A 24,360-nucleotide genomic window follows, 5' to 3' on the forward strand; every position below is an offset into this window, starting at 1 on the left:
TCACTCGACCGAGGAATCATCCATTTCCGGCAGCAAAATGGTAAGTTAGCGCCAATGAGAGATACCCCTCACCCGACGAAGCTTGTGGGGACTGTCCTGCATGCCCTCTCCCACAAGGGGAGAGGGCGCATTCATAGGCGCCGGTTGGGACGCCGATAGTTGCTATTCGTCGTCAACTAACAACGGCGCGAAGACCGGCCCGCGAGGGGCCGGTCTTGTTAGTTTCTGGAGATCGTCATCGCGCGACCTCAGCGACCGCGCCGATCCTGCTCAGAGGTTCTTGTTCGCAGCGCCGGCGGCGGTGTTCACCGCGTCCTTGGTCGCCTGCTTGGCATCGCCCAGCGCCTGCTGGCCCTTGCCCTTCACTTCCTGGATCGCGCCTTCGCCCTGCAGACGGTCGTTGCCGGTGGCTTCGCCGATGCCCTGCTTGGCCTTGCCGATCGCCTCGTTGGTCGCACCTTTGATCTTGTCCATGGTCGCACCCATGATGTCTCTCCATTGTGTGTGTGAACTGTGCGGACTCAACGCGGGCGTTGCGAAAAGGTTCGCGTGGAACCGCAATGGCGCCGATGCGGCATTTCGACTACAATCGCGCCGGTTCCTCCGAACACAAGAATCCGAGAAGAAGAAAATCATGTCAGGCTCTCACGATCACACGCACGGCCATTCCCACGATCACGGCGACGAGCGCTGGAAGCACGACGGCGTCCGCGTCATTCCGGGTCATCAGCTCGATGGCAACGTGCCGTCGACACCGGGCATGGACCGCAAGGCCGCGATCAACTTCGCGCGCGTCGGCGCGCAGAAATTGTGGGCCGGCACCGTCACGATCCGGCCGGACGCCAAGACCGGCGCGCATCATCACGGCCATCTCGAAAGCGTGATCTACGTCGTCAAGGGCAAGGCGCGGATGCGCTGGGGCGATCGGCTGCAATTCACCGCGGAGGCCGGCCCCGGCGACTTCATCTTCGTGCCGCCCTATGTGCCGCACCAGGAGATCAACGCCAGCCCGGACGAAGTGCTGGAATGCGTGCTGGTGCGCAGCGACGGCGAGGCGGTCGCGATCAACATCGACATCGAGCCGGTCGAGAAGCCGGAGACGGTGCTGTGGATCGATCCGGTGCACCGCGATCCCGCCGAGTCGAAGCCGTAGCCATCAAGGAAATGGCGGAGCCGTCTCGCGACGGCTCCGCCGGGCAGGGAGTGGCTATACCGCCCTCCCTCTCACACGCGAAGCAGGGGCGACTGTCGCGCGTGTGTCTCGCGGTTCGTTGTCTCGAGCCGCAGTTCGGATGAATGCCGATCAGGCCGCCTCGTCGGCGCGGCGCCAGACCGGAAACGGATCCGACAGCCGCGCCCATGCGGCGACATCCATCGCAGGCTTCCCCGGCAGCAGGCAGGCGTCGAGCCGCGCGCTCAGGCCCGCCTCATCCATGTTGCTGCCGATGAACACGATCTCCTGGCGGCGGTCGCCATAGACCTCGTCCCAGCGCCCGAGCATGCGCGTGCGCCAGTCGAGGTCCTCGGGCCACAATTTCTGCGGCACCGCAGCCCACCAGAAGCCGAGCGCGCTGGTGCGGACGATGGCGCCGGCCTGGCTGATCTCTCCGAGCCATTGCGGCCGGGTCGCCAGCCAGAAATGGCCCTTGGCGCGGATCACGCCCGGCCAGGATTCGCGCAGGAACCGGTCGAAGCGGGCCGGAATGAACGGCCGCCGGGCGCGGTAGACGAAGCTCGTCACGCCATAGGCCTCGGTCTCCGGCGCATGGTCGGCGAAGCCGTAGAGCTCGCTGTACCAGAGCGGGTGCTGCTGGGCGCGGTCGAAGTCGAAGCGCCCGGTCGCAAGCACGCGCTCCAGTGGCACACGGCCCTGGTTGGTCTCGATGATGTCGGCGTCCGGATTGAGCGCGCGAATGATCTTGCGCGCGGCGTTGCGCTGATCGCTGCTGGCATCGTCGACCTTGTTGAGCACGATCACGTCGGCGAACTCGATCTGCTCGACCAGCAGATCGACCAGCGCGCGCCGGTCGCCGTCGAACTGGTCGCCGCGGTCAGTCAGGAAGTCGGACGACGAATAGTCCTTGAGCAGGTTGACCGCGTCGACCACCGTCACCATCGTGTCGAGGCGCGCGACATCCGACAGGCTCATGCCATGCTCGTCGCGGAAGTCGAAGGTCGCCGCCACCGGCAGCGGCTCTGAAATGCCGGTGGCCTCGATCACGAGATAGTCGAAACGACCGCTCTCGGCCAGCGTGCGGACTTCCTTCAGCAGGTCGTCGCGCAGGGTGCAGCAGATGCAGCCATTGGTCATCTCGACCAGTTGCTCATCCGTCCGTGACAGATTGGCACCGCCATCGCGAACGAGGTCCGCATCGATGTTCACCTCGCTCATGTCGTTGACGATCACCGCCACCTTCAGACCCTGGCGGTTGTTCAGGACGTGGTTCAGCAAAGTGGTCTTCCCAGCCCCGAGGAAGCCGGACAAGACCGTGACGGGGAGTTTGCGCATCGAGATCGAACAGCCTCTTCAGGGGAAGGGGTCGGTGCCGGCGAACGGGCATGCGGCCTCAATCGTTATGTTATAACATAACATCATCTCAAGTCGCGCTGGGTGTCAAGGGAGAGTGTGTGACAAAGGTGTGAGAGGCGTGATGACGTGGGGTCTTGCCGCGGGCTGTGGACGCGCGGGGCAGGCGTCGGCCTCAAGGAGCAGAGCAGGTTCAGCGGTGTGCTTTAGAACCGTCGGGACACCGATCCGCTTGAGCGATGTTGCAGGAGCGACGCTGCAAGAACAACGCTGCAAGAACAACGACTGGTGCGCTCCCTCTCCCCGTTCTTACGGGGAGAGGGTCGGGGTGAGGGGCAGCCACACAAGAAGTCTTAGTTGTTAGGTCCGTTCTTTCTTGGCGTGAGGACGTTCGTGATGTGATCCGAATCTCTGTGATTCAGGTGAGACGGGTGGAGGCTATGGACTCAAACCGCTCGTGCGGCTGCCACTCACCCCACCCCTCTCCCCGTGAAGAACGGGGAGAGGGGGCGCACCGTCATTGCGGCTGGAGCGTGCCTCATATGCAGCAAGCTACTTCGACAAAAACGCCGTGCCGGCCGGGCCGCTGGTCGCCGACATCGACAGCGCGCCGGGCGCGATCGCCCAGTTGGTCTGGTTGAGGATCAGCGTGTTGAACACCATCGTGACGCTGTTGCTGCTCATGGTCGAGACCGAGTTGATGGTGACGTTGCGGCTCGGCAGGTACATCAGGCCGGTGTAGGACGAGCTGCTGGTGCCGTTGATCGGCAGGTTCGTCGTCGACAGGCCTGACGGCTCGTACATCAGGATGTTGGCGTAGGTGCCGCTGGTCGGCGCCGACAGCGTCGCATTGACGTTGCCGTTGAAGGTGAGCGTCGCGTTCTGGTCGACGAGGTAGAAGGTGACGCCGCTGCCCGTCACCGTCCACCCCGAATTGAAGGTCATCGCGCCGCCCTTGATGATGTAGAGGCCGGGATTGAGCGTCAGCGTGCCCGAGCCGTTGAAATTGGTCGCGCCGCAATACACGCCGGGGCTGAGCGTGACCGAGCCGGGATCGTAGACCTTGTTGTTGGTGGTGCACGCGCCCACCGTGACGGCGGGCAGCTTGCCGGCGAAGGGATCGGCGATCGCCGCGCAGCCGGTCTCGGCCGGCGGCGTGACGCCGCCGTTCTTGGTGATGTTGGTACCCTTGATGCAGATGCGCTTGACGTTGAGCGTGGCGTTGAACATCGCCGCCGGGCTCTGCGTCGACAGCACGTGAACCTCGCAGCTCGGCGCATTGAGCTGGGCGCCGGAATTCACCAGCAACGATTGCGCGTTGATGGTGCTGACCAGCAGGATGCAGACCGGCGACCTGGCCTGCGCACCGGCTTTCGCCGTAGCGGACGCCGTCACGCCGAGCGACGTCGTGCCCATGACGTTGAGGAACGAGGTCTTCACCGTGGTCGTCGCGGTGCCCGACAGCGAGCCGTCGCCGTTGGGCGTGAAGGTCGCCGACGTGCCGCTGCCGAACCGGCCCTTGAAGCTGCCCGAGAACACCGCGCTCGCGGTCGAGACCTGCTGCGCGCTGGCCTGGGTCACGCCGGCGAGGACCGCGGCATCGACCGACTTCTGGAGCTGCGCCTTGGTGTCGCTGGACTTGGCGAAATCGACGGCGGCGCCGACCGACACCAGGATGGGGATGATGGTGATGGCGAAGATCATGCTGATCTGGCCGTCCTTCGCGCGGCCAAATCTCCATGCCAGATCGCGAAGTGTCTTCGACGAAATCGATACGGTCATGTGCAACGCTTCCTGCTGATGGCTGTCCGAGGCTCGACGCCGGCGGATGCGAGCCCGTGCTGCAAGGAAGTGGCGGCCAGACATTACCGCATGCTGAATCCGGTTCCGTAAAGGAACCCTGCGACGTCGTTGCGGAAGCCGAAGGTTATCAGTGTATTTGCCGGATCATCGAGAGGTGCTCGTTCGCACCACTCACTGGTAGTAGCCGCGCGAATTGCTTGTATTCGGCGGTGGCCGCTTGTGAGTTGCATGTCGTTTGAATTGCTCTTGCCGGTTAGTGTCCGCTAAGCGCGCGAGCGCCAGATCCGGGGCGAGAGAACGAGGCTGCAAACGAGTGCGTAGGCGACGAGCGACAGCGTGACCATTGCGGCGAGCGAGGCCATGCCGCCGCCGAGCATGACGATGGCGGCATAGCCGCCGCCCGCCGCGATCAGCACGCGCAGGGCGGAGCCGACGAACGGCCACAGCACGTGCCCCGCGCCTTGGCCGGCAAAAGCCAGCACGAAGCCGAAGCCGAGCGCGGCGTAGGCCGGCGCTACGGTGCGCAGATAGGTCGCGCCCTCGCGCACAACCTCGGCGTCGCGGCTGAACAGGCCGAGCCAGAGCGGCGGATGCAGCGCCACGATCACGCCGATGGTCCCGACCAGCGCGGCGCCCGCCAGGGCGCTGATCCAGGCGATGCGGCGCGCACGGCCGCGCTGTCCGGCGCCGACATTGATGCCGACCATGGTCAGGGTGGCCGTGCACAGTCCGAACAGGATCGGGATCATGATGTAGTCGAGCCGCGAGGCGATGCCGTAGGCGGCGAGCTCGGAGGTGCCGAAGCGGCCGGCGAGCGCGGTCACCAGGATGACGGTGAGATTGACCATGACCGCGTTCAGCGCGGTCGGCAGTCCGACCCTCAGGATGTCGGCGAACAGCCGGGCCTGCAGCGGCGCAACGCGCACATGCAGGCTGGAGCGGCCGGAGGCCATATAGCGCACCAGCACCAGCATGGCGCCGCAGTAATACAGGCCGAAGGCGATGCCCGCGCCGGCAATGCCGAGCCCCGGCAGCGGGCCGAGGCCGAAGATCAGCAGCGGCGAGGCGGGGATCATGACCAGCGCGCCGACCAGGGTGACCAGCGCCGGCACCCGCACATTGCCGGCGCCGCGCAGCGCCGCCGCCTGCAGGTTGACGATCCACACCGGGATGGCGCCGGCGAACAGATAGTTGGAGTAGCGCAGCGCCGCCTCCAGCGCGCCTGCGCGTCCGCCGAGCGCATGGTACAGGGCCGGGCCGAGCAGGGCGGTCGCGAGCGTGAACAGGCCGCCGGCGATCACCGCCAGCACGATCGCATGGAACGCGATGGCATCGGCATCGGCGTTGTGCCCGGCGCCGACGGCGCGCGCCACCGCCGAGGAGACGCCGCTGCCGATGCCGCCATTGGACATCATCGTCATCAGCATGAAGATCGGGAACACCAGCGCGACGCCGGCCAGCGCATCGGTGCCGAGGAAGCCGACGTAGTAGGCCTCGGCGACGTTGACCGCGGTCTGCGCCACCAGCACCGTCATGGTCGGCAGCGCCAGCCGGAACAGCGTCGGCAGCACCGGGCCGGAGAGCAATGCCGTGCGGACCGATTCGGCCTTGGCGCGCGACGGAGCCGGGGCCGGCGTGACAAGCGGCGTTGGCGCCTCCGGAGCTGCCGTGCCGCTACGCCGGGCCTCGCTGGTCGCCTGGGTGGAAACGTCCATCGGATCTCCGCGCGCCTGGCGAGCCGTTGCTTTTGAATGATGATCGTCATCCAATATGACAGCGGCCGTGCGCGGGTCAAGGCGACCCTGGCGCAGACCGATCATGAAATGTTGAAGGAGCGAGCTGGTGCGCCCGCCAGGGGCCAGCCGCTAATAATGGACGCGCAGGCCGATGCCGCCGTGGATGGTGTTGCCGACCGGCTGCGGGCCGAGCGTGCCGTTGACGAACAGGTCGGCGATCCAGCCCTGCGGCAGGCGGAAGCCGAGCCGGCCGCCATATTCGAACCAGCCCTGGTTGCCCATGGTCGGCGTCACCGTGCCGTTGCCGGTGACGGTGGCGACGATGCCGGAGCTGGTCGCGAACGACTGGACGTAGCCGCCATTGATGTTGGCCTCGATGCTCGTGCCGAACAGGTGGGTCCACTGGCCGCCGACCTTGACCAGGCTGGTGCGGTCGGTGCCGCCGGCGATCGTCGCGTCGAACGGGTTGAAGGCCACAGTGGGATCGCGATAGCCGGCGACGTGCTGCCACAATTGCCACAGCTCGACCGAGGCCGCGAGCTCGTCGCGCGGCGAGAACCGGCTGATCCAGCCGGCGCGGCCATAGACCGCGTAGTTCGATGCCGTGGTGGTGCCGTCCACGGTGACGTTGCCGAGGCTCGTCGCATAGCTCCGGCCGTAGCGCACGCGCTCATAGGGCGTCAGGATGGTGCCGACGTCGAAGAACGGCCGCGACGAGCCCCAGTCGGCGAAGTCGTAGCGCAGTGCAAAGGCGCCGATCGGCGCAGACGTTACGTGATAGCCGTTCTCGTCGTAGTGCGTGTAGGCGAGGCCGGCGAGCAGCGCCAGATTGCTGGTGAGCTGCTTGCGGCCATGGATGCCCGCCGAGAACGAGCCGGCCGAGCCGAACGCGCTGACGCAGTCGCTGCAGTTGACCTGCTCGTTGACGCCGAGCAGCACCAGCCCGAGCACGCGGTTGGTGATCATCTGGTTGAAGCGCTGGTCGGCGAGGCTGTTGATCGCGTTGGCGCTGTTTCCCGCGCCGGTGGGCGACGGCGACGGGGTCGGCGTGCTCGAGGGCGAGGGCGTCGGCGTCGGACTGGCGGTCGATGTCGGCGTGGCCGACGGCGTCGGCGTCGCGGTGGGCGAGGAGGTCGGAGACGGCGACGGGGTCGGGCACGGCGCCGCCGCGAAGTTGTCCACCCCGCAATTGCTCTGCGCGGCGGCCGGCGCGGCTTGCAGGGCGAGCGCGAGCAGCCCGCCGGCGATGGCCGTCATCAGGAGAGCAAGCTGACCGCGGCGTGTTCTCATCGTCATCGTCCGCACAGGATGCCGGTGAAATCCTGCGGCGGCGCATTGCTGGCGAGATCGGTGACCGTGCAGAGGCCCGATGTCGACGCGCAGCTCGCCGCAAAGCTCCAGGACGGATTGCTGGTCTTCTTGATCGTGCTCCTGCCGTTGCCGGTCGCGGTGATGATGGCCGTGTCGCCGGGCTGGGTCAGCTCGAGGCATTGGAAGGTGAGGGTGCAGACCCGCGACGCGCCTTCCTGCAGCACAACCATGGTCTGGCCGCGCTGCGAGCGGATGTCGAGGATGGTGCCGCGCACGCCGATGGTCGCGAGTGGCGTGTTGATCTTGTAGGCGGTCTTCTCGGAATGGCCGGTGACGAAGCGGAACGCGCCGGTGCCGAGCCGGATCGCGATGTCGCGATAGCTGGTCTCGTCGTTGAACACGGTGCGGTCGAGCGTCAGGGTGGCGTTGGCGCCGAGCGAGAGATTGGTGCTGTCGATCATGACGAGCCGCGCGGCGCTGTCATTGCCGGTGCGCACGGTCTCGTTGCGTACGACGCCGTCGCCGACATTGATCGGGCTGCTCGACGCGCCTGCAACGCGCAGCACGTCCTTCTGCACCAGCACGGCTTCGCCGATGCGGCCGTCGGCGCTCGCGCCGCCCGCGACGCCCAGCAGGGCGGCGGCCGAGATCGCAGCGACACAGGTTCGGCGACGCAGGCTCATATCCACACCGAAGGTCGTTCCCTGCTCAATCTAGCCGAAGACGGCGTGCGGGGTTGTTGTAAAATGGGCACAAGTTTGCCTCGATGACCGTTCGGTGGTTAGTTGCCGTCACCGTGGGATCAGTTCAACGCGGAGGCCCATGAAGGTATCTGCTGCTCGCCGGGATGACGACGAAGATGACGGCGAGGTTGCGCAGGATGGCGCTCTGTCGGTCCGCCGCGGCGTGATGACGGCGTTGCTGATCTTCGCGATCGCGCACGTCGTGCTGATGATCGGGCTCGCCTCGCCGCCGAAATTCGTCTTCGACGAGGTGCATTACGTGCCGGCGGCGCGGCAGATGCTGGGACTGGGGCCGGCGACGCCGCAGCTCAACCCGATGCATCCGCCGCTCGCCAAGGAGCTGATCGCGCTGTCGATCAGGACGTTCGGCGATAATGCCTTCGCATGGCGCTATCCCGGTACCGTGCTCGGCGGGCTCGCCGTCGCCGCGATCTATCTGTGCGGCCTGGCGCTGTTCGCGGCGCAATGGCCCGCCATCGCGGCGGCGCTGCTCGCGGCCTTCAACCAGATGCTGTTCGTGCAGGCGCGCATCGCGATGCTCGACATCGGCGCGCTCGCCTTCAGCCTGCTCGGGATCGCAGCCTTCCTGTTTTCGTTCAGGCAGCGCCGGCCGCAGGTCGTGTTCGCGCTGGCGGGGGCGCTGTTCGGCCTTGCGATCGCCTGCAAATGGAGCGGGCTGTTTCCGCTCTTGACGGCGCTTCTCATCGTCGGTCTCATCAAGCTGTTGCAGCATTGGCAGACCTCGTTCGGCGATGGCGAGCCGACCGACTGGTATCGGCCCGAGCAATGGCCGCAACTGAGCTGGCTGCAGATCGTGCTGTGCCTCGTCGCGATGCCTACTGTCTGCTATCTCGCGACCTTCGTCCCGCTGCACGGCCTGTCCGTCATGGGCATCTTCGAGGCGCAGCGGCGCATCTTCGCCGACAGCGTCACCACGGCGATCGCCGGCCACACCTATATGAGCGCGTGGCCGACCTGGCCGCTGCTGGTCCGTCCGGTCTGGTTCCTGTTCGACAAGAATGGTGACACCGACATCGCCGCGGTGGTGCTGCTCGGCAATCCGCTGGTGCTGTGGCCGGCGCTGGCCGCGCTCGCGATCTGCGCCCGGGATTTCATCGCGACGCGCAGCGCGACGGCGTTCCTGATCCTGGCGTTCTATCTCGGCTGCTATCTGCCCTGGGCGCTGCTGCCGCGCGCGCTAAGCTTCATCTACTACTACCTGCCGTCGGCGACGCTGGCGAGCCTCGCGCTCGTCCATGCGCTGCGACGCTGGCCGCGCTGGGTGCTGGTGAGCTATGTCGCCGTCGCGATCCTGGGCTTCGTCGCGATGCTGCCGATCAGCGCCGCCTTCATCGGCACGACGATGCAGACCTTCACCCGGCTGATGCTGTTCCAGAGCTGGATCTGAACGCGGACAAAAAGCGCCCCGCCCGCCAGGGACCGTAAGCAGGCGGGGCGATGCGCGGCGGAGCGCTCACTTCGCCGCGGTTTTGGTGTCCATGTTGACGACCTGGACTCGCCGGTTGAGCGGATCGGCCGGGTTGGCCGCGTCCTTGAGCTTGGTCTTGCCGTAGCCGACCGTGACGAGGTCCTGGCCGGGGAGGGCGAACTTCTCGACCAGATAGCGCTTGATGGTGTCGGCGCGGCGCTCGGAGAGATCCTGGTTGAAGCCGTCGCTGCCGATGCCGTCGGTATGGCCGGCGACCACGAAGGTCGAGCCCTTCAGGTTCGGATCTGACAGCGCCTTGCCGAGCTCCTGCACGGCCGGCATCGAGGCCTTGCTGATGTCGGCCGAATTGTAGTCGAACTGGATCTCGAGATCGATCTTGGGCTTGGTCGCCGCGATCTCGGCGATCTGCTCGCGCTCGCCGAGCGACAGCGAGCGGGTCTTGCGGTTGCGCATGCTGTCGATGAAGGCCGCTTGCTTCGCCTGCGTCGCCGTGTCGGCCTGCGGGTTCACCTGCGGTCCGATCGAGATGCCGCGCGTCACGGCCTTCGGCTTCAGCGCGTTGAGGATCTTGTCGGCCGACACGGCCTCGCCGGCGAAAGCGGTGCCTGCGCCGATTGCCAGCATCGCGGAGAACGCCGCCGCCTGAACTGCAAAACGTCCAAAATATGGGGTCATCGTCGTTATCCTCGGGTCGTCATGCCCTATGGCCATTGGATGCGTGAACGATAGAACGGGTTCAAAGCGTCCAATGTGATCGACGTCACGTTGTCGGGCCGGGCGGCCGTCGAGGGGCGAAGCGAGCGGTCCGCGGGACGCCCCGCGCGCTGCCGCAAAGCGATCGGCAGGTGGCCGGTCCGCGAACAACAAATCGGCCAGATGCGGTTCTACCGGATAGCGCTCGCCGGGAAAAAATCGCAAACCTGAGGGACGCGAACGGCGAGTGGATTCGTAGTCAAGAAACGCGAACAGAAAAGCAAAGCCGTGTTCAACCCATCGCACAGGCGCGACTATCAGTCCCATCGGGCGAGCAGCCAGGATCAGGCGGGATCGTCCGGTTCCATGTCGACGCTGATTGGAGCAGGGATCATTGCCGCATCGATCCTGCTGTCGACGCTGTTCACGGCTGTCGGCAACCGCTATGTCGGCCTGGAAAGTCCCTCCGAGGATACGGCCTGGCTGGTCGACCGCCTGACCGGCCGCATCTACAAATGCCGTGCGCCCGATCCTGGCCGCGCCAGCTGCAAGGCCGAGATCGCCACCGGCAACATTCCGGACAAGTCCAAGCCTTGAGGTTCCGCAAGGGGTTCCCGTCGGCCTGATTCGCCGTTGCGGGAGCGGGGGCGAATCTCGCACCATTGCGCGACATGCCCGCCGTTTCCACGCCCATCCCGCTCTCCAAGCCGCAGGCGCGCCGCATCTGGCTGCGCGCGCAGCGCCTCGATGCCGGGGCGCCGTTCGGCGCGGGCCCCGAGGCGGTCGCCGCCGCCATTGCCCATCTCGGCTATGTGCAGATCGACACCATCAACGTCATCGAGCGCTGCCATCACCACATCCTGTTCAGCCGCATTCCCGCCTATCGCCGCGCCGATCTCAGGCAGGCGCAGAGCGCGGACAAGACCGTGTTCGAATACTGGACCCACGCGCTGTCCTATATTCCGGTGCAGGACTTCCGCTACTTCGTTCCGGCGATGCGCCGCCACCGCCGCGAGGGCCATCGCTGGCTCACGACCGTGAAGCCGGAGGATACGCGCAAGGTCATGCGGCTGATCCGCCAAGGCGGCGCGCTGACGATCCGCGACATCGACGACGACGTGCTGCGCGAGAAGGACCACGCCTGGGCCAGCCGAAAGCCGTCGAAGCGCGCGCTGCAGCTCGGCTTCTACGAGGGCGTGCTGACGGTGTCGGGCCGCGACGGCATGCTCAAGACCTACGACCTCACCACCCGGCATTTCGGCTGGGAACGGCTGCCGAAGGGCGCCAACGATCGCGAGATCGCAGCCTATCTGCTCGACCGCGGCTTGCGCGCGCAAGGCGTCGTCAGCCTCGATTCGCTCTGCCATCTCAATGCGCCCAGCAAGGCCGCGGTGCGCCGGGTCATCGATGCCAGGGTCCAGCGCGGCGAACTGCTGCCGGTGACGGTGGAGGGCGCCGGCAAGCAGGAGCACTGGGCGACGCCAGCAGCGTTGGGCGAGCCGGTTGAAATCGATCCGGCGCGCGTGCACATTCTGTCGCCGTTCGATCCGCTGATCATCCAGCGCAAGCGGACGCAGGCGATCTTCGACTACGATCATCGCTTCGAGGCCTATGTCCCGAAGGACAAGCGTCTGTTCGGCTATTTCGCGCTGCCCGTCCTGGTCGGGGACGAGATCGTCGCCGCGCTCGACCTCAAGACCGACCGCCAGAACGGCAAGCTCCTGATGCAGAAATGGAGCTGGGTCGGCCAGGGCAAGGCCGCGCGTGGCGAGCCGCGCAAGGCGCTGAAGCGGCAGATCGAGGACGAGTTGCACCGGTTCCAGCGCTTTCAACTTGGAGACTGACCGCTGCGCCGGAGAGTCCCGTCGTGCTCTTGATTTGGAAACGAATGTTTCCTAAAAGAAGGAATGACGCGGTCACGAACGAATTCATCCGAGCGCCGCGGCCCCGGTCGGCCGCGCGAGTTCGATATGGACACTGCACTGAACAGGGCCCTGGTGGTCTTCAGCGAGCGCGGCTACCACGGCGCGTCGCTGGCCGAGTTGCGCGCTGCCATGAAGCTCGCCACTGGCAGCCTGTACAAGGCCTTTGCGGACAAGCGCGCGATCTTCCTGGCGACGTTGGATCATTACATCGCGCGCCGCGACCAGCAGGTGCGCGAGCGTCTCGATGCGCAGCACAGCGGCCGCGACAAGCTTAAAGCCTTGCTGCAGTTCTATGCGGAATCCGCCAGCGACAGCGAAGGCCGGCGCGGCTGCCTGGTCGTCACCAGCGCGGCTGAGCTCGCCACCTTGGATGCGGAGGCCGCCGCCAAGGTCCGCGGGGCGATGCGCCGGGTTGAAAGCCTGTTGCGCGATCTGATCAAGCTCGGACAATCCGATGGATCGATCCGGCCGAATCTCGACGCGGAAGTCGTGGCCGGCGCTCTTTTCTGCGTGATCCAGGGGCTGCGGGTGGTCGGCAAGACGGGGCGTGCGAAGAGCGAGATGATGAGCGTCGCAAATCAGGCCGCGGCCTTGTTCGCGTGATGCTGCGCCGATTTAGGAAACATTTGTTCTACAATAAAGGAGAGTGATCGATGCCCGAGTTGATGAACGCCATCTCTGCCAAAAGTCCGTCGCGTCTGGTCGCGGCTGAGCCGTTCTGTCGCGCCGAGCCCTCGTTGCCGGGATTCACCCACCGCTTCGAGACCGTCGACGGTGTCAGGCTGCACTATGTCAGCGGTGGCCCGCCGGATGGCGAGGTGGTGGTGCTGCTCGCAGGCTTCCCCGAAAGCTGGTTTGCCTGGCGCAAGGTCATGCCGCTGCTCGGGTCGCGCTATCGGGTCATTGCGCCGGATCTCCCGGGACAGGGGGACTCGGACCGTCCAGCCGAAGGCTACGACACGCAGGCGCTGGCCACGACGGTGCACCGCCTGCTGCAGCAGCTCGGCCTCACCCGCTATCATCTGGTGGCCCATGATATCGGCGCGTGGGTGGCCTATCCCTATGCGGCCTTGTTTGAAGCCGAGGTGCGGAGCCTGGCCCTGCTCGATGCAGGAATTCCCGGCGTCACCTTGCCCGAGGCGTTGCCGTTCGCGCCAGACCGCGCGTGGCGCACCTGGCACTTCGCGTTCCACGCCGTCGCGGATCTCCCGGAGATGCTGATCCATGGCCGCGAACGCGACTATCTCGCCTGGTTCCTGCGGCGGAAGGGGGCCAGTCCAGAAGCGTTCTCCGAATGCGATCTCGACGAATATGCCCGCGTGCTGACCAAGGCCGGCGGCTTGCGCGCCGGGCTCGCCTATTATCGTGCCGCCGCACTGTCCGCGCTTCAGAACCGCGAACTGAAAGCCAGGGGCAGGCTGAAGCCGCCGGTGCTGGCCGTTGGCGCCGACCAGGGATCGATCGTGGACATGGCCGCGCCGCTCAGGGAGGTCGCTGATCAAGTGGAGGGCATCACCATCTCCTCGTGCGGCCACTACATCCCGGAAGAGCAGCCTGCCGTTCTGGCCGAGGAGCTGAACGCCTTTTTCAGCCGCGTCGGTACCGCGTCGGGCTGAGCTCTCGCGCGATGTCGTAGCTTGCCCGGGGCAAGCCTATGCCGAAGCCGGCCGCATCGCCATCCGGTCGATCCAGACGCCGATGAGGATGCCGACCACATAGGCGGCAATGTTCCACAGCGAGAAGATGCGGCCGAGCAGCAGCGCGCCCGTCAGCGTCAGGCGGAAGCTGTCGAGCCACGGCGTGTGGACCAGACGGCTGCCCTCGACGATCACGGTGACGGCGAGCGCGAGCCCGCCGATCTGCCACGGCGACATCCGCGGCAGCAGCGCGACGAGCAGCATATAGAGCATCGTCGCCCAGAGCACGGAGCCGCCATACTTGACGATGAAGGCGGGAAGGCCGAGACCGAGACCGTGGAAGCGGAGCTCGAGCCCGACCACGATCACGATCAGCGCCATCGCGAGCGCTCGTGCTGCGCGGCGGCGCCTGTCAGCGCGGGTGAGCACCTCGGGGGAGGAGGGCGTCATGCGCGTGCCGCGCCCCCGCGATGCGCCGACGGGCTGTGGGATGTCAGGCTTTCCGATTGACTTGCCACGACCGATGCTCAACACCGCCTTCAACTATCAATGTCCAGAACTCCCGGGAGGAGATCGATGAGTCCGTCCGCCACCACCCCGGCCGCGCCTGGCCGCTCCGACATCGAGGCCGCGACCATCCGCGCCATCTCCTGGCGGCTGATCCCGTTCCTGGTGCTGGCCTATTTCTTCTCGTATCTGGATCGCGTCAATCTCGGCTTCGCCGCGCTGACCATGAATGCCGAGCTGAAGTTCTCGCCGCTGGTGTTCGCCTGGGGCGCCGGCATCTTCTTCATTGGCTATTTCATCTTCGAGGTGCCGAGCAATCTGGCGCTGGAGAAGTTCGGCGCCAGCCGCTGGATCGCGCGCATCATGGTGACCTGGGGCATCATCTCGGCGCTGATGGCGCTGGTCTCGGGCCCGTGGAGCTTCTACACGCTGCGCTTCCTGCTCGGCGTCGCCGAGGCCGGATTCTTCCCGGGCATCATCCTCTATCTCACTTACTGGTACCCCGCGCAGTATCGCGCGCGCTTCCTCGCCGCCTTCGCGGTCGCCGTGCCGATCTCGACCGTGATCGGCGCGCCCGTGTCGGGCCTGTTGCTCGGCCTGCACGGCCTGATGGGACTGCAGGGCTGGCAGTGGCTGTTCATCATCGAGGGCATCCCCTCGGTCATCCTCGGCGTCGTCACCTGGTTCTACCTGACCGACCGGCCGGAGCACGCGACCTGGCTGTCGGCGGAGCAGAAGGCCTGGCTCGCGGCAAAGCTCGAGGCCGAGACCGCGGCGAAGCAGGCCGCCGGACACATGACGCTTGGTGAGGCGCTGTCGTCGCCCAAGGTGATCGTGCTCAGCCTGATCTATTTCGGTTTCGTCGGCGCGCTCTACGGCATGCAGTTCTGGCTGCCGCAGATCGTCAAGGCGTTCGGACTGAGCAATGTGCAAACCGGCTTCGTCACCGCGATCCCCTATGCGTTCGGCACCGTGGCGATGATCCTGTGGGCGCGGCATTCGGATGCGACGCGCGAGCGCGTCGTGCATGTCGGCGCGCCACTGATCCTGATCGCGGTGGCGCTGGCCGCCTCGAGCGTGATCGGCGATCCCACGCTCACCATGGTCGCGCTGACGGTTGCCGCGATCGGCGTGTTCTGCGTGTTCGGCGTGTTCTGGACCTTGCCCACGGCGTGGCTGTCGGGCACGGCCGCCGCCGGCGCCATCGCGCTGATCAATTCGATCGGCAATCTCGCCGGTTTCGGCGGCCCCTATCTGGTCGGCTGGATCAAGGACACCACCGGCTCCACCACCCATGGCCTGCTCGCATTGTCGGTGCTGCCGCTGATCGCCGGGCTGCTGGTGTTCTTCGGCGGCCATGAGAGCAAGGTCGAATTCGCAGGCCAGGCGCCGGCGGAATAGCGACCGCACAATCGGCTGACGATTGCAGACCTGAAACCGCCCATCGGCTGAGTGCGACGAAGGTCCCGGTCTCGACCGGGCTCTTTGTTGTCGTTGCCCCAGCAAGGGCACGCGCGCTCCGCGGGGTGAGGCGGGTGCGATCCGCGGCGGCCGTGCAGACGTTCGTTGAGGTGCTGCATCAGCCACGTCATTCCGAGGCGGTTGCGCAGCGACCGAACTCGGAATCTCGAGATGATGAGGATCGTGCCAACCACCTCGGATTCCGGGTTCGACCGCTCGCGCGGTCGCCCCGGAATGACGGGAGTCCCCGACAGGCTGCCTGCCGACCGCCTGAGCACCTGCGGCAACGTGTCCAGATGTTCACGAAGTCATGATCACTGACGAATATTGACAATCGTCACTCGACATTCGACACTTGCTCGCAACTGCAGCGAGGGTGCCCCATGTTGATCCGCCTGATTTTCGCGAGCTATTCCAAGCTGTTGACCGGTCTTGCGCTGGCCACCATGGCCGTCGCCCTGGCCGGGTGCAATGAAACCGTCGCCCAGAAGGCCGAGCCTGTCAGGCCGGTGCTGGTCGCGCCCGTGCATTACGAGGCCGAGACGCCGGAGCGCAGCTTCGTCGGCACCATCCGGCCGCGCATCGAGGCCGATATCGGCTTCCGCGTCGCCGGCAAGGTCGCCAAGCGCCTGGTCGAGGTCGGCCAGACTGTCGATGTCGGCCAGCCGCTGGCCACGCTCGACGAGGTCGACCTGAAGCTCCAGGCCGAGCAGGCTGAAGCCGAATTCCGCGCTGCCACCGGCGTGCTGGCGCAGGCGTCCGCCGCCGAGACCCGCGCCAAGGAGCTGCGGGCCAAGGGCTGGACCACGGATGCCCAGATGGACCAGGCCAGGGCGTCCGCCGACGAGGCGAGGGCACGGCTCAACCGTGCCGAACGCTCGGTCGAACTGACCCGCAACTCGCTGTCCTACGCGACGCTGGTTGCGGATGCGCGCGGCGTGGTCACCGCGAGCATGATCGAGCCGGGCGTGGTGGTTGCCGCCGGCCAGGCCGCGATCCGTGTCGCGCGCTTCGCCGAGAAGGAGGCGGTGGTCGCGATCCCGGAGACGCTGCTCGAACGCGCCAAGACCGGCAGCGCCTACGTCACGCTGTGGTCGGACGCCGACAAGAAATATGCGGCCAAGCTGCGCGAGATCGCGCCGGCCGCCGATCCCGCCACGCGCACCTATCTCGCCAAATTCTCGCTGCCGGACGCCGGCGAGGCCGTCTCGCTCGGCATGACCGCGACCTTGACGCTCGCCGATCCCGCCACCACCCGCGTCGCGCGGCTGCCGCTGTCGGCGCTGTTCAGCGAGGGCCGCGATCCGTCGCTCTATGTGGTCAACGACAAGGGCGAGGTGACGCTGAAGCCGGTGAAGGTGAAGGCCTATGACAGCAAGGACGTGCTGGTCACGTCGGGCGTCGACGAAGGCGAGAAGGTCGTGGCGCTCGGCGTGCAGAAGATCGATCCCGCGCAGAAGGTGCGGGTGGTCTCGGCGCTGACGTTCTAGCTCTGCTGTCGTTCCGGGGCGCACGCAGTGCGAACCCGGAACCTCGAGATTCCGGGTTCGATGCTGCGCATCGCCCCGGAATGACGATCTCTAGCAAATCGATCTCGCATACGGCATCGGATCATCGGAGAGCACCCATGAAGCGGTTCAACCTGTCGGCCTGGGCGGTCAATCATCCGCCGCTGGTGCTGTTCCTGATCATTGCGCTCGGCGTCGCCGGCTTCTTCTCCTATCAGAAGCTCGGCCGCGCCGAAGATCCGTTCTTCACCGTCAAGGTCGTCAACGTCTCGGTGATGTGGCCGGGCGCGACCGCCGTGGAGATGCAGAGCCAGGTCGCCGACCCCATCGAGAAGAAGCTGCAGGAGCTGCCTTATTTCGAGAAGGTGCAGACCTATTCGAAGCCGGCCTTCACCGCGATGCAGGTGACCTTCCGCGATTCGACGCCGCCGAAGGAGGTGCCGCATCTGTTCTACCTGATCCGCAAGAAGCTCGACGACGTGCAGTCCTCGCTGCCGTCGGGCATCGTCGGTCCGTTCGTCAATGACGAGTTCTCCGACGTCGATTCGATCCTGTTCATGATGACCGGCGACGGCGCCGACTATGCGCAATTGAAGAAGACCGCCGAAGGTCTGCGCCAGCGCCTGCTGAAGGTCGCCGGCGTCACCAAGGTCAATCTCTACGGCACCCAGGACGAGCGCATCTATGTCGAGTTCAGCCATGCCAAGCTCGCCACGCTCGGCATCACGCCGCAGGCGCTGTTCGATTCGCTGGCCAAGCAGAACAATGTGACACCGGCCGGCACGGTCGAGACCTCGTCGCAGCGGGTGCCGCTGCGTGTCACCGGCGCGCTCGATGGCGCCAAGGCGGTGGCGGAGACGCCGGTCGAAAGCAATGGTCGGGTGTTCCGGCTCGGCGATATCGCCACCGTCACCCACGGCTACGTCGATCCGCCGAGCTTCAAGGTGCGGCAGGAGGGCAAGCCCGCGCTCGGCATCGGCGTCGTCACCGCCAAGGAGGCCAACATCCTGGAGCTCGGCAAGGAGGTCCACGCCGCGGCCGACGACTTCATGAAGGCCGTGCCGCAGGGCATCGAGATCGAGCAGATTGCCGACCAGCCCAAGGTGGTCGAGCACGCCGTCAGCGAGTTCGTGCATTCGTTCGTCGAGGCGCTGGTGATCGTGCTGTTCGTGTCGTTCCTGGCGCTGGGGTGGCGCACCGGCATCGTCGTGGCGCTGTCGGTGCCGCTGGTGCTCGGGCTCGTCTTCATCGTCATGAACATCATGGGGCTGAACCTGCACCGCATTTCGCTTGGGGCCCTCATCATTGCGCTCGGCCTTCTGGTGGATGATGCCATCATCGCGGTCGAGATGATGGTGGTGAAGATGGAGCAGGGCTGGGACCGGATGCGCGCGGCGTCGTTTGCGTGGGAGTCCACCGCGTTCCCGATGCTGACCGGCACCCTGGTCACGGCCGCCGGCTTCCTGCCGATCGGCTTCGCCAATTCCGCGGTCGGCGAATATGCCGGCAGCATCTTCTGGATCGTCGCCATCGCGCTGGTCGCGTCCTGGTTCGTCGCGGTGATCTTCACGCCCTATATCGGCGTCAAGCTGCTGCCGGACATGAAGGCCCATCACGGCCATGACGAACACGCGGTCTACGACACGCGCATGTATCGCGGCCTGCGCGCCATCGTGCGCTGGTGCGTCGATCACCGCATCACCACCGTCGCCGCGACGGTCGGCGTGTTCGCGGCATCGATCGTCGCCTTCGGCCACGTCCAGCAGCAGTTCTTCCCGCTGTCGGAACGCCCCGAGCTGTTCCTGCAGTTGCGGCTGCCGGAGGGCACCGCGTTCGGTGTCACCGAGAAGGCGGCGCGCGAGGCCGAGGCGCTGCTGAAGGACGACAAGGACATCGAGACCTACACCGCCTATGTCGGGCAGGGCTCGCCGCGCTTCTGGCTCGGCCTCAACCCGCAACTGCCGAACGAGGCCTTCGCCGAGATCGTGATCGTCGCCAAGGACGTCGCCGCGCGCGAGCGCATCAAGGCCAAGATCGAGACCGCGGCTGCGAACGGCGAGCTGAACGAAGCGCGCGTCCGCGTCGATCGCTTCAATTTCGGTCCGCCGGTCGGCTTCCCCGTCCAGTTCCGCGTCATTGGCCCGGATGCGGCCAAGGTGCGCGAGATCGCCCATCAGGTGCGTGACGTCATGCGCCAGAACCCGAATGTCAGGGATCCGCAGCTCGACTGGAACGAGCAGTCGCCTTACCTCAAGCTGGTCGTCGACCAGGATCGTGCCCGTGCGCTCGGCCTGACCCCGCAGGACGTGTCGCAGTCGCTGGCCATGCTGATCTCCGGCGTGCAGGTCACGACCATCCGTGACGGCATCGAGAAGGTCGGCGTCGTCGCGCGTGCGGCGCCGTCCGAGCGGCTCGATCTCGCCCATGTCGGCGACCTCACCATCACCTCGAAGAACGGCGTGGCGGTGCCGCTGCAGCAGATCGCCAAGATCGAATATTCCCACGAGGAGCCGATCCTGTGGCGGCGCAACCGCGACATGGCGATCACGGTGCGCGCCGACGTGGCGGATGGCGTGCAGGCGCCTGATGTCACCAACCAGATCTCGCCGAAACTGCAGGACATCCGCAATCATCTCGAGCCGGCCTACCGGATCGAGGCGGGCGGTGCGTTCGAGGAATCCGCCAAGGGCAATGCGTCGATCTTCGTGCTGTTTCCGCTGATGGTCATCGTGATGCTGACCCTGCTGATGGTCCAGCTGCAGAGCTTCTCGCGGCTGATCCTGGTGTTCCTGACGGCGCCGCTTGGCATCGTCGGCGCCTCGCTCGGGCTGAACGTCGCCAACGCGCCGTTCGGCTTCGTGGCGCTGCTCGGCCTGATCGCGCTCGCCGGCATGATCATGCGCAACGCGGTGATCCTGGTCGATCAGATCGAGACCGACGTCGCCCATGGCCTGACCCGCAGGGACGCGATCATCGAGGCCACGGTGCGCCGCGCCCGCCCCGTGGTGCTGACCGCGCTGGCGGCGATCCTGGCCATGATCCCGCTGTCGCGCTCGGCGTTCTGGGGCCCGATGGCGATCACCATCATGGGCGGGTTGTTCGTTGCAACCTTCCTGACGCTGCTGTACTTGCCTGGATTGTATGCCCTATGGTTCCGCAAGAGTCTGGACGAGCGCGGAGCGAAAGACGCGGATCATTCCGCAGCGCAGCACGTTGACGTGCCGAGGCCTTCGCTTCCTCTGGCCGAGGCCGCCGAATGAAGGATCAACAAGATCGCAGGCATGATGACCCTGGTTTCCGACCATATCGAATCCGACACGCACGAGCGCATTCTCGTCGTTGCTGAGCGCCTGTTTCGACAGATCGGCTACCAGAAGACGACCGTCGCCGACATCGCCAAGGAGCTCCGCATGAGCCCGGCGAATGTCTACCGGTTCTTCGACTCCAAGAAGGCGATCCACCGGGGGGTCGCCCGCACGCTGATGGCCCAGGTCGAGGCGGCCGCCATCGCGATCGCGGAGCGGCCCGGTCCGGCGGCACCGCGGCTGCGCGAGCTGCTCGGCACGATCCATCGCATGAACACCGAGCGCTATGTCGGCGACAACAAGCTGCACGAGATGGTCGCGGTGGCGATGGAGGAGAGCTGGGACGTCTGCGAGGCGCACATGCTGCTGATCACCGAGATCATCGGCCGCGTGATCGGGCAGGGCGCGGCGTCCGGCGAATTCGCGGTCACCGACCTGACGCTGGCGGCAAAATGTGCGACGACCGCGATGATGCGCTTCTTCCATCCGCAGATGATCGCGCAATGCGCGACCAAGCCGGGCCCGACGATCGACGAGATGATCGATTTCGTGCTGGCAGGGCTTGGTTCCAGGAGCGCTGCAAGCTAAGTTCTCCGCCATTCGAGCGAAGCCAAGTCGCTTGCGCTCCCCGCAATGACGGAAGGGACGACGGCGTGACCGAACGGGATCTGCATTTCTACGAACCGAAGAACGGCCACGGCCTGCGCCACGATCCCTTCAACGCCATCGTCGCGCCGCGTCCGATCGGCTGGATCTCGTCGCGTGATCCGGATGGGCACGTCAACCTTGCGCCCTACAGCTTTTTCAATGCGTTCAACTACACGCCGCCGATCATCGGCTTCTCCTCGACGCAGTGGAAGGACTCGGTTGCCAACATCCAGGACACCGGCGAGTTCGTCTGGAACCTGGTGACGCGCGGGCTTGCGACGCAGATGAATGCGACCGCCGCGCATGTCGCGCGCGAGGTCGACGAGTTCAAGCTCGCGGGCGTGACGCCGGTGCCGTGCAAGTTCGTCAACGTGCCGCGGGTCGGCGAAAGCCCCGTCGCGTTCGAATGCAAGGTGACGCAGATCATCCAGCTGCAGGGCGCCGACGGCACCAAGGCCCAGGCCTGGCTGACGCTCGGCGAGGTGGTCGGCGTGCATATCGACAAGACGCTGATCAAGGACGGTGTCTACCAGACAGCGCTCGCGCATCCGATCGTCCGCGCCGGCCGTCGCGGCGACTATTTCGAGATCATGCAGGAGGCGATGTTCGAAATGGCGAGGCCGGACTGACGGCCCTGCTTGGCGCCTTCTTGAACGCTCCCGCAATTGGAGACCATCCGACGTGACCGAAGCGACCGCCCATGCCGCGCCGACCGAGCCCCGCGGCGATCTCTGCATCCGCACGCTGGCGATGCCGGCGGACACCAACGCCAATGGCGACATCTTCGGCGGCTGGCTGCTCAGCCAGATGGACGTCGGCGGCGGCGTGTTCGCCGCCAAGGTCGCGAAGTCGCGCACGGTGACGGTCGCGATCGAGGCGATGAACTTCCGCAAGGCGGTCTATGTCGGCGACCTCGTGTCGGTCTACGCACATCTCGTCCGCGTCGGCCGGACGTCGATGACGGTGCGTCTCGAAGCCTGGGTGCTGCGCCGGAAAGAGGAGCAGCCGATCCTCGTCACCGACGGCAATTTCACCTACGTCTCGATCGACGACGGCGGCCGGCCGCAGCCGATCCAGCGTGATGGCGTGATCGCGACCTGATCACATTCGCGGTCGGCGGCCGCAAATAACCTCCGTTAATGCGCGGCATATGCCGCTCGCTCGGCATAGGAACCGGCATCCGGCGATGCGCGTTCATTCGAGCACGTTCGCGCGGCGTCTGCGCCGATCAATCTCGCGCGATCTACGTCCGGTCCACAGGGCAGGCGTCTTTACGATGTTTGCAAGTTCTGGTTGCTTGGATGCGCGTTGCCGCGTCTCTGCCGTATTGCGCGCTTCGAGTGGCGCGCCGGACGGACAGCAATCACGGCAGTCCGTTTCCGACCAACAAGGCAAAAAATGCCAGCCGGAAAAAATTGCCGGCACAGGGGAAATGGTGGGGGCATGTTGCGCGAACAGGGTGGGAGGAAGTCCATGTCGGACGTCGACGAGAAACTGACCTTGCAGGTGCTGAAGAAGCTGCAGCAGCGGCTCCTCCATGCCGAGCGCAGGATTGGCGTCTACGAGCATCAGCTCAGCGCGTTTCGTGAACATCACGTCGAGGTGCTGAGGGATCTGCGCACGATCTATCAGTTGCTCGGTCGGCATCAGCACTGTCTCGGCGGAGCCGATGCATCGCTGCACAAGGCGACGCTCGTCCCGGATGATCCGCACTGATTCGGCAAGGCGTCACGGCGTGAGGGCGTGCAGCGCAGCCAACATAACATCCACACAATTTCCTGTTGGCATTCACGTCGGAATAGCCGGGGCTCCCTGCACGGAACATTCGTCATGGAGCTCGGTTATACGCCCCGGAATGAACGACGGGATTGCGCAATGTCCGAAACCTATATCATCGAGGTCAGCTCCCAGGCGGCGGGGATCGTCATCCGCGACCGCGGCGGCTTTCGCTTCTTCGCGGCGTCCCATCGCTTCAATGCCCTCGAGGGCCAGGTGTTTCGCAATGCCCGCGAAGCCGAACGCGCCGCGATTCGGCTCGTGACCGGTGAGCTGAGCGCAGCCGCCTGAGCGAGCTCGGCGCACGTGGACGTAGGCCGGACCAAGGCCGCGTCTGAGCTGCTCCGGGGCGGGCGATTGCTGCGATGCGCCCAATGCTTCGCCGATTGACGCTTGACTCGATCAGCATCACCATGGTGCAGCTTGTCCTGAAAGCTTGCCATGGCCGTCCTGTCCCAACGCCAGACCGACATCCTCAACATCGCCCGCGCCTCCGGCCGCGTCATGGTGGAGGATCTCGCGCGCCGCTTCGAGGTCTCGGCCCAGACCATCCGCAAGGATCTCAACGATCTGTGCGAGCAGCGCGCGCTGACGCGCATTCATGGCGGGGCCATCATCGCCTCCGGGGTCGAGAATCTCGCCTACGAGGCGCGGCGCTTCGTCGCTGCGGACGAGAAGAAGGCGATCGGTGCGGTTGCAGCCGCGCGGATTCCGAACGGCTCCTCGCTGTTCATCAATATCGGCACCACGACGGAGGAGGTGGCGAGCGCGCTGTCGTCGCACCAGGACCTGCTCGTCATCACCAACAATCTCAACGTCGCGATGCTGCTCTATCCGCATCCGCGCATCGAGGTGATCGTGGCCGGCGGCACCGTGCGGCGCTCGGACGGCGGCGTCATCGGATCGACCGCGACGCAACTGATCGGCCAGTTCAAGGTCGACTATGCGATCATCGGCGCGTCGGCGATCGACGAGGAGGGCGCGCTGCTCGACTTCGACTATCGCGAGGTCCAGGTTGCGCAGGCGATCATCGCCAATGCCCGCAGCGTGATGCTGGTCGCCGATTCCACCAAGCTCCACCGCAGCGCGCCGGTGCGCATCGCACATCTCAGCCAGATCCAGACCTTCGTCACCGACCGCCCCCTGCCGGACGGACTGGCGAGCCTCTGCCATAGCCGCGGCATCGAGGTGGTCTCGGCGATGCCCGCCGACGATGCCGACGACGCCGCAGAGGCAACCGAAACGGCGGGGTCCGCCGTGCTCCGCCGCGCCTGACTTTCCGCCACTCTCGCAGGCTCCTTGATCCCGGTTTGGGCAGCTTTTGCCCAAC

23 protein-coding genes are annotated in these 24,360 nt (G+C 65.9%); 15 read left to right on the forward strand and 8 right to left on the reverse strand.

Features of this window, described 5'->3' with window-relative positions:
• Window positions 1-270 precede the first annotated feature (270 nt).
• Complete coding sequence (locus ACQR10_RS20970) at window positions 271-486, reverse strand: CsbD family protein (RefSeq protein ID WP_315802709.1); 216 nt, start codon at window positions 484-486, stop codon at window positions 271-273.
• A 148-nt stretch (window positions 487-634) separates the two neighbouring features.
• Here ACQR10_RS20970 and ACQR10_RS20975 point away from each other — a divergent pair, with 148 nt between their 5' ends.
• The gene (locus tag ACQR10_RS20975; protein ID WP_316217385.1) at window positions 635-1,153 is read left to right on the forward strand and encodes a cupin domain-containing protein; all 519 of its coding nucleotides are present in this window, start codon (window positions 635-637) and stop codon (window positions 1,151-1,153) included.
• 150 nt (window positions 1,154-1,303) lie between these two features.
• Here ACQR10_RS20975 and zigA read toward each other — a convergent pair whose 3' ends face one another.
• From zigA to ACQR10_RS21000, 5 genes are all read right to left on the reverse strand, one after another.
• Entirely contained in the window at window positions 1,304-2,509 is a 1,206-nt protein-coding gene (gene zigA, locus ACQR10_RS20980; protein ID WP_316217384.1) for a zinc metallochaperone GTPase ZigA, read from the reverse strand.
• 570 nt (window positions 2,510-3,079) lie between these two features.
• Window positions 3,080-4,309 (reverse strand): TadE/TadG family type IV pilus assembly protein, encoded by a 1,230-nt coding sequence (locus ACQR10_RS20985; RefSeq protein ID WP_316217383.1) that lies wholly within the window; start codon window positions 4,307-4,309, stop codon window positions 3,080-3,082.
• A 284-nt stretch (window positions 4,310-4,593) separates the two neighbouring features.
• Window positions 4,594-6,045: an MATE family efflux transporter gene (locus ACQR10_RS20990; protein ID WP_316217382.1), complete on the reverse strand. Its 1,452-nt coding sequence runs from the start codon at window positions 6,043-6,045 to the stop codon at window positions 4,594-4,596.
• Between the two features lie 150 nt (window positions 6,046-6,195).
• Window positions 6,196-7,362, reverse strand: a complete 1,167-nt coding sequence (locus ACQR10_RS20995; RefSeq protein ID WP_316217381.1) for a hypothetical protein — start codon at window positions 7,360-7,362, stop codon at window positions 6,196-6,198.
• On the reverse strand, window positions 7,359-8,060 hold the full coding sequence (locus ACQR10_RS21000) for a FecR family protein (protein ID WP_315802715.1): 702 nt from the start codon (window positions 8,058-8,060) through the stop codon (window positions 7,359-7,361). The genes ACQR10_RS20995 and ACQR10_RS21000 overlap by 4 nt, the downstream gene beginning before the upstream one ends.
• A gap of 139 nt (window positions 8,061-8,199) precedes the next feature.
• Between ACQR10_RS21000 and ACQR10_RS21005 the strand changes: the two genes are divergently transcribed.
• On the forward strand, window positions 8,200-9,528 hold the full coding sequence (locus tag ACQR10_RS21005) for a phospholipid carrier-dependent glycosyltransferase (protein WP_316178040.1): 1,329 nt from the start codon (window positions 8,200-8,202) through the stop codon (window positions 9,526-9,528).
• Window positions 9,529-9,594: 66 nt separating this feature from the next.
• Here the strand turns inward: ACQR10_RS21005 and ACQR10_RS21010 are convergent, their stop codons facing one another.
• Window positions 9,595-10,245, reverse strand: coding sequence for an OmpA family protein (locus ACQR10_RS21010; protein ID WP_316217380.1), 651 nt, complete (start codon window positions 10,243-10,245; stop codon window positions 9,595-9,597).
• A 384-nt stretch (window positions 10,246-10,629) separates the two neighbouring features.
• On the opposite strand from ACQR10_RS21010, the gene ACQR10_RS21015 reads away from it, so the two are divergent.
• From ACQR10_RS21015 to ACQR10_RS21030, 4 genes are all read left to right on the forward strand, one after another.
• Window positions 10,630-10,860 (forward strand): hypothetical protein, encoded by a 231-nt coding sequence (locus ACQR10_RS21015; protein ID WP_316217379.1) that lies wholly within the window; start codon window positions 10,630-10,632, stop codon window positions 10,858-10,860.
• Window positions 10,861-10,934: 74 nt separating this feature from the next.
• Window positions 10,935-12,107: a winged helix-turn-helix domain-containing protein gene (locus ACQR10_RS21020; RefSeq protein WP_316217378.1), complete on the forward strand. Its 1,173-nt coding sequence runs from the start codon at window positions 10,935-10,937 to the stop codon at window positions 12,105-12,107.
• A 126-nt stretch (window positions 12,108-12,233) separates the two neighbouring features.
• The gene (locus ACQR10_RS21025; RefSeq protein ID WP_316217377.1) at window positions 12,234-12,791 is read left to right on the forward strand and encodes a TetR/AcrR family transcriptional regulator; all 558 of its coding nucleotides are present in this window, start codon (window positions 12,234-12,236) and stop codon (window positions 12,789-12,791) included.
• Window positions 12,792-12,841: 50 nt separating this feature from the next.
• Complete coding sequence (locus ACQR10_RS21030) at window positions 12,842-13,804, forward strand: alpha/beta fold hydrolase (RefSeq protein WP_316217376.1); 963 nt, start codon at window positions 12,842-12,844, stop codon at window positions 13,802-13,804.
• Between the two features lie 36 nt (window positions 13,805-13,840).
• On the opposite strand, the gene ACQR10_RS21035 is transcribed toward ACQR10_RS21030, so the two are convergent.
• Window positions 13,841-14,275, reverse strand: coding sequence for a DUF2809 domain-containing protein (locus ACQR10_RS21035; RefSeq protein ID WP_316217375.1), 435 nt, complete (start codon window positions 14,273-14,275; stop codon window positions 13,841-13,843).
• 126 nt (window positions 14,276-14,401) lie between these two features.
• On the opposite strand from ACQR10_RS21035, the gene ACQR10_RS21040 reads away from it, so the two are divergent.
• The 9 genes from ACQR10_RS21040 to ACQR10_RS21080 all read left to right on the forward strand — a co-directional run bounded on the left by ACQR10_RS21040 (window position 14,402) and on the right by ACQR10_RS21080 (window position 24,305).
• Window positions 14,402-15,733, forward strand: coding sequence for an MFS transporter (locus ACQR10_RS21040; protein ID WP_316217374.1), 1,332 nt, complete (start codon window positions 14,402-14,404; stop codon window positions 15,731-15,733).
• Window positions 15,734-16,176: 443 nt separating this feature from the next.
• On the forward strand, window positions 16,177-17,283 hold the full coding sequence (locus tag ACQR10_RS21045; RefSeq protein ID WP_316217373.1) for an efflux RND transporter periplasmic adaptor subunit: 1,107 nt from the start codon (window positions 16,177-16,179) through the stop codon (window positions 17,281-17,283).
• Between the two features lie 137 nt (window positions 17,284-17,420).
• Window positions 17,421-20,561, forward strand: coding sequence for an efflux RND transporter permease subunit (locus ACQR10_RS21050; protein WP_434864115.1), 3,141 nt, complete (start codon window positions 17,421-17,423; stop codon window positions 20,559-20,561).
• Between the two features lie 24 nt (window positions 20,562-20,585).
• On the forward strand, window positions 20,586-21,194 hold the full coding sequence (locus ACQR10_RS21055) for a TetR/AcrR family transcriptional regulator (protein WP_434864119.1): 609 nt from the start codon (window positions 20,586-20,588) through the stop codon (window positions 21,192-21,194).
• A 65-nt stretch (window positions 21,195-21,259) separates the two neighbouring features.
• Window positions 21,260-21,883, forward strand: a complete 624-nt coding sequence (locus tag ACQR10_RS21060) for a flavin reductase family protein (protein WP_434864114.1) — start codon at window positions 21,260-21,262, stop codon at window positions 21,881-21,883.
• Between the two features lie 52 nt (window positions 21,884-21,935).
• Window positions 21,936-22,355: an acyl-CoA thioesterase gene (locus tag ACQR10_RS21065; protein ID WP_315802727.1), complete on the forward strand. Its 420-nt coding sequence runs from the start codon at window positions 21,936-21,938 to the stop codon at window positions 22,353-22,355.
• Window positions 22,356-22,727: 372 nt separating this feature from the next.
• Complete coding sequence (locus tag ACQR10_RS21070; protein ID WP_315802728.1) at window positions 22,728-22,970, forward strand: hypothetical protein; 243 nt, start codon at window positions 22,728-22,730, stop codon at window positions 22,968-22,970.
• A 159-nt stretch (window positions 22,971-23,129) separates the two neighbouring features.
• The gene (locus tag ACQR10_RS21075) at window positions 23,130-23,321 is read left to right on the forward strand and encodes a hypothetical protein (RefSeq protein ID WP_315802729.1); all 192 of its coding nucleotides are present in this window, start codon (window positions 23,130-23,132) and stop codon (window positions 23,319-23,321) included.
• A gap of 150 nt (window positions 23,322-23,471) precedes the next feature.
• Window positions 23,472-24,305 (forward strand): DeoR/GlpR family DNA-binding transcription regulator, encoded by an 834-nt coding sequence (locus tag ACQR10_RS21080; RefSeq protein ID WP_316178064.1) that lies wholly within the window; start codon window positions 23,472-23,474, stop codon window positions 24,303-24,305.
• Window positions 24,306-24,360: the final 55 nt, after the last annotated feature.

It is taken from the genome of Bradyrhizobium sp. HKCCYLRH2060, from assembly GCF_051168135.1.
GTDB lineage: Bacteria > Pseudomonadota > Alphaproteobacteria > Rhizobiales > Xanthobacteraceae > Bradyrhizobium.

Excerpts from the sequence above, each read along its gene's own strand:
- ACQR10_RS20985 (WP_316217383.1), bottom strand. The coding sequence starts at position 4,309 with ATGACCGTATCGATTTCGTCGAAGACACTTCGCGATCTGGCATGGAGA.
- ACQR10_RS20975 (WP_316217385.1), top strand. The coding sequence starts at position 635 with ATGTCAGGCTCTCACGATCACACGCACGGCCATTCCCACGATCACGGC.
- ACQR10_RS21005 (WP_316178040.1), top strand. The coding sequence starts at position 8,200 with ATGAAGGTATCTGCTGCTCGCCGGGATGACGACGAAGATGACGGCGAG.
- ACQR10_RS21050 (WP_434864115.1), top strand. The coding sequence starts at position 17,421 with ATGAAGCGGTTCAACCTGTCGGCCTGGGCGGTCAATCATCCGCCGCTG.
- ACQR10_RS21000 (WP_315802715.1), bottom strand. The coding sequence starts at position 8,060 with ATGAGCCTGCGTCGCCGAACCTGTGTCGCTGCGATCTCGGCCGCCGCC.
- ACQR10_RS21015 (WP_316217379.1), top strand. The coding sequence starts at position 10,630 with ATGTCGACGCTGATTGGAGCAGGGATCATTGCCGCATCGATCCTGCTG.
- ACQR10_RS21025 (WP_316217377.1), top strand. The coding sequence starts at position 12,234 with ATGGACACTGCACTGAACAGGGCCCTGGTGGTCTTCAGCGAGCGCGGC.
- ACQR10_RS21070 (WP_315802728.1), top strand. The coding sequence starts at position 22,728 with ATGTCGGACGTCGACGAGAAACTGACCTTGCAGGTGCTGAAGAAGCTG.
- ACQR10_RS20990 (WP_316217382.1), bottom strand. The coding sequence starts at position 6,045 with ATGGACGTTTCCACCCAGGCGACCAGCGAGGCCCGGCGTAGCGGCACG.
- ACQR10_RS21080 (WP_316178064.1), top strand. The coding sequence starts at position 23,472 with ATGGCCGTCCTGTCCCAACGCCAGACCGACATCCTCAACATCGCCCGC.
- ACQR10_RS21045 (WP_316217373.1), top strand. The coding sequence starts at position 16,177 with ATGTTGATCCGCCTGATTTTCGCGAGCTATTCCAAGCTGTTGACCGGT.
- ACQR10_RS21010 (WP_316217380.1), bottom strand. The coding sequence starts at position 10,245 with ATGACCCCATATTTTGGACGTTTTGCAGTTCAGGCGGCGGCGTTCTCC.
- ACQR10_RS21040 (WP_316217374.1), top strand. The coding sequence starts at position 14,402 with ATGAGTCCGTCCGCCACCACCCCGGCCGCGCCTGGCCGCTCCGACATC.
- ACQR10_RS21030 (WP_316217376.1), top strand. The coding sequence starts at position 12,842 with ATGCCCGAGTTGATGAACGCCATCTCTGCCAAAAGTCCGTCGCGTCTG.
- ACQR10_RS21075 (WP_315802729.1), top strand. The coding sequence starts at position 23,130 with ATGTCCGAAACCTATATCATCGAGGTCAGCTCCCAGGCGGCGGGGATC.
- ACQR10_RS21055 (WP_434864119.1), top strand. The coding sequence starts at position 20,586 with ATGACCCTGGTTTCCGACCATATCGAATCCGACACGCACGAGCGCATT.
- ACQR10_RS21035 (WP_316217375.1), bottom strand. The coding sequence starts at position 14,275 with ATGACGCCCTCCTCCCCCGAGGTGCTCACCCGCGCTGACAGGCGCCGC.
- ACQR10_RS21020 (WP_316217378.1), top strand. The coding sequence starts at position 10,935 with ATGCCCGCCGTTTCCACGCCCATCCCGCTCTCCAAGCCGCAGGCGCGC.
- ACQR10_RS20970 (WP_315802709.1), bottom strand. The coding sequence starts at position 486 with ATGGGTGCGACCATGGACAAGATCAAAGGTGCGACCAACGAGGCGATC.
- ACQR10_RS20995 (WP_316217381.1), bottom strand. The coding sequence starts at position 7,362 with ATGACGATGAGAACACGCCGCGGTCAGCTTGCTCTCCTGATGACGGCC.
- zigA (WP_316217384.1), bottom strand. The coding sequence starts at position 2,509 with ATGCGCAAACTCCCCGTCACGGTCTTGTCCGGCTTCCTCGGGGCTGGG.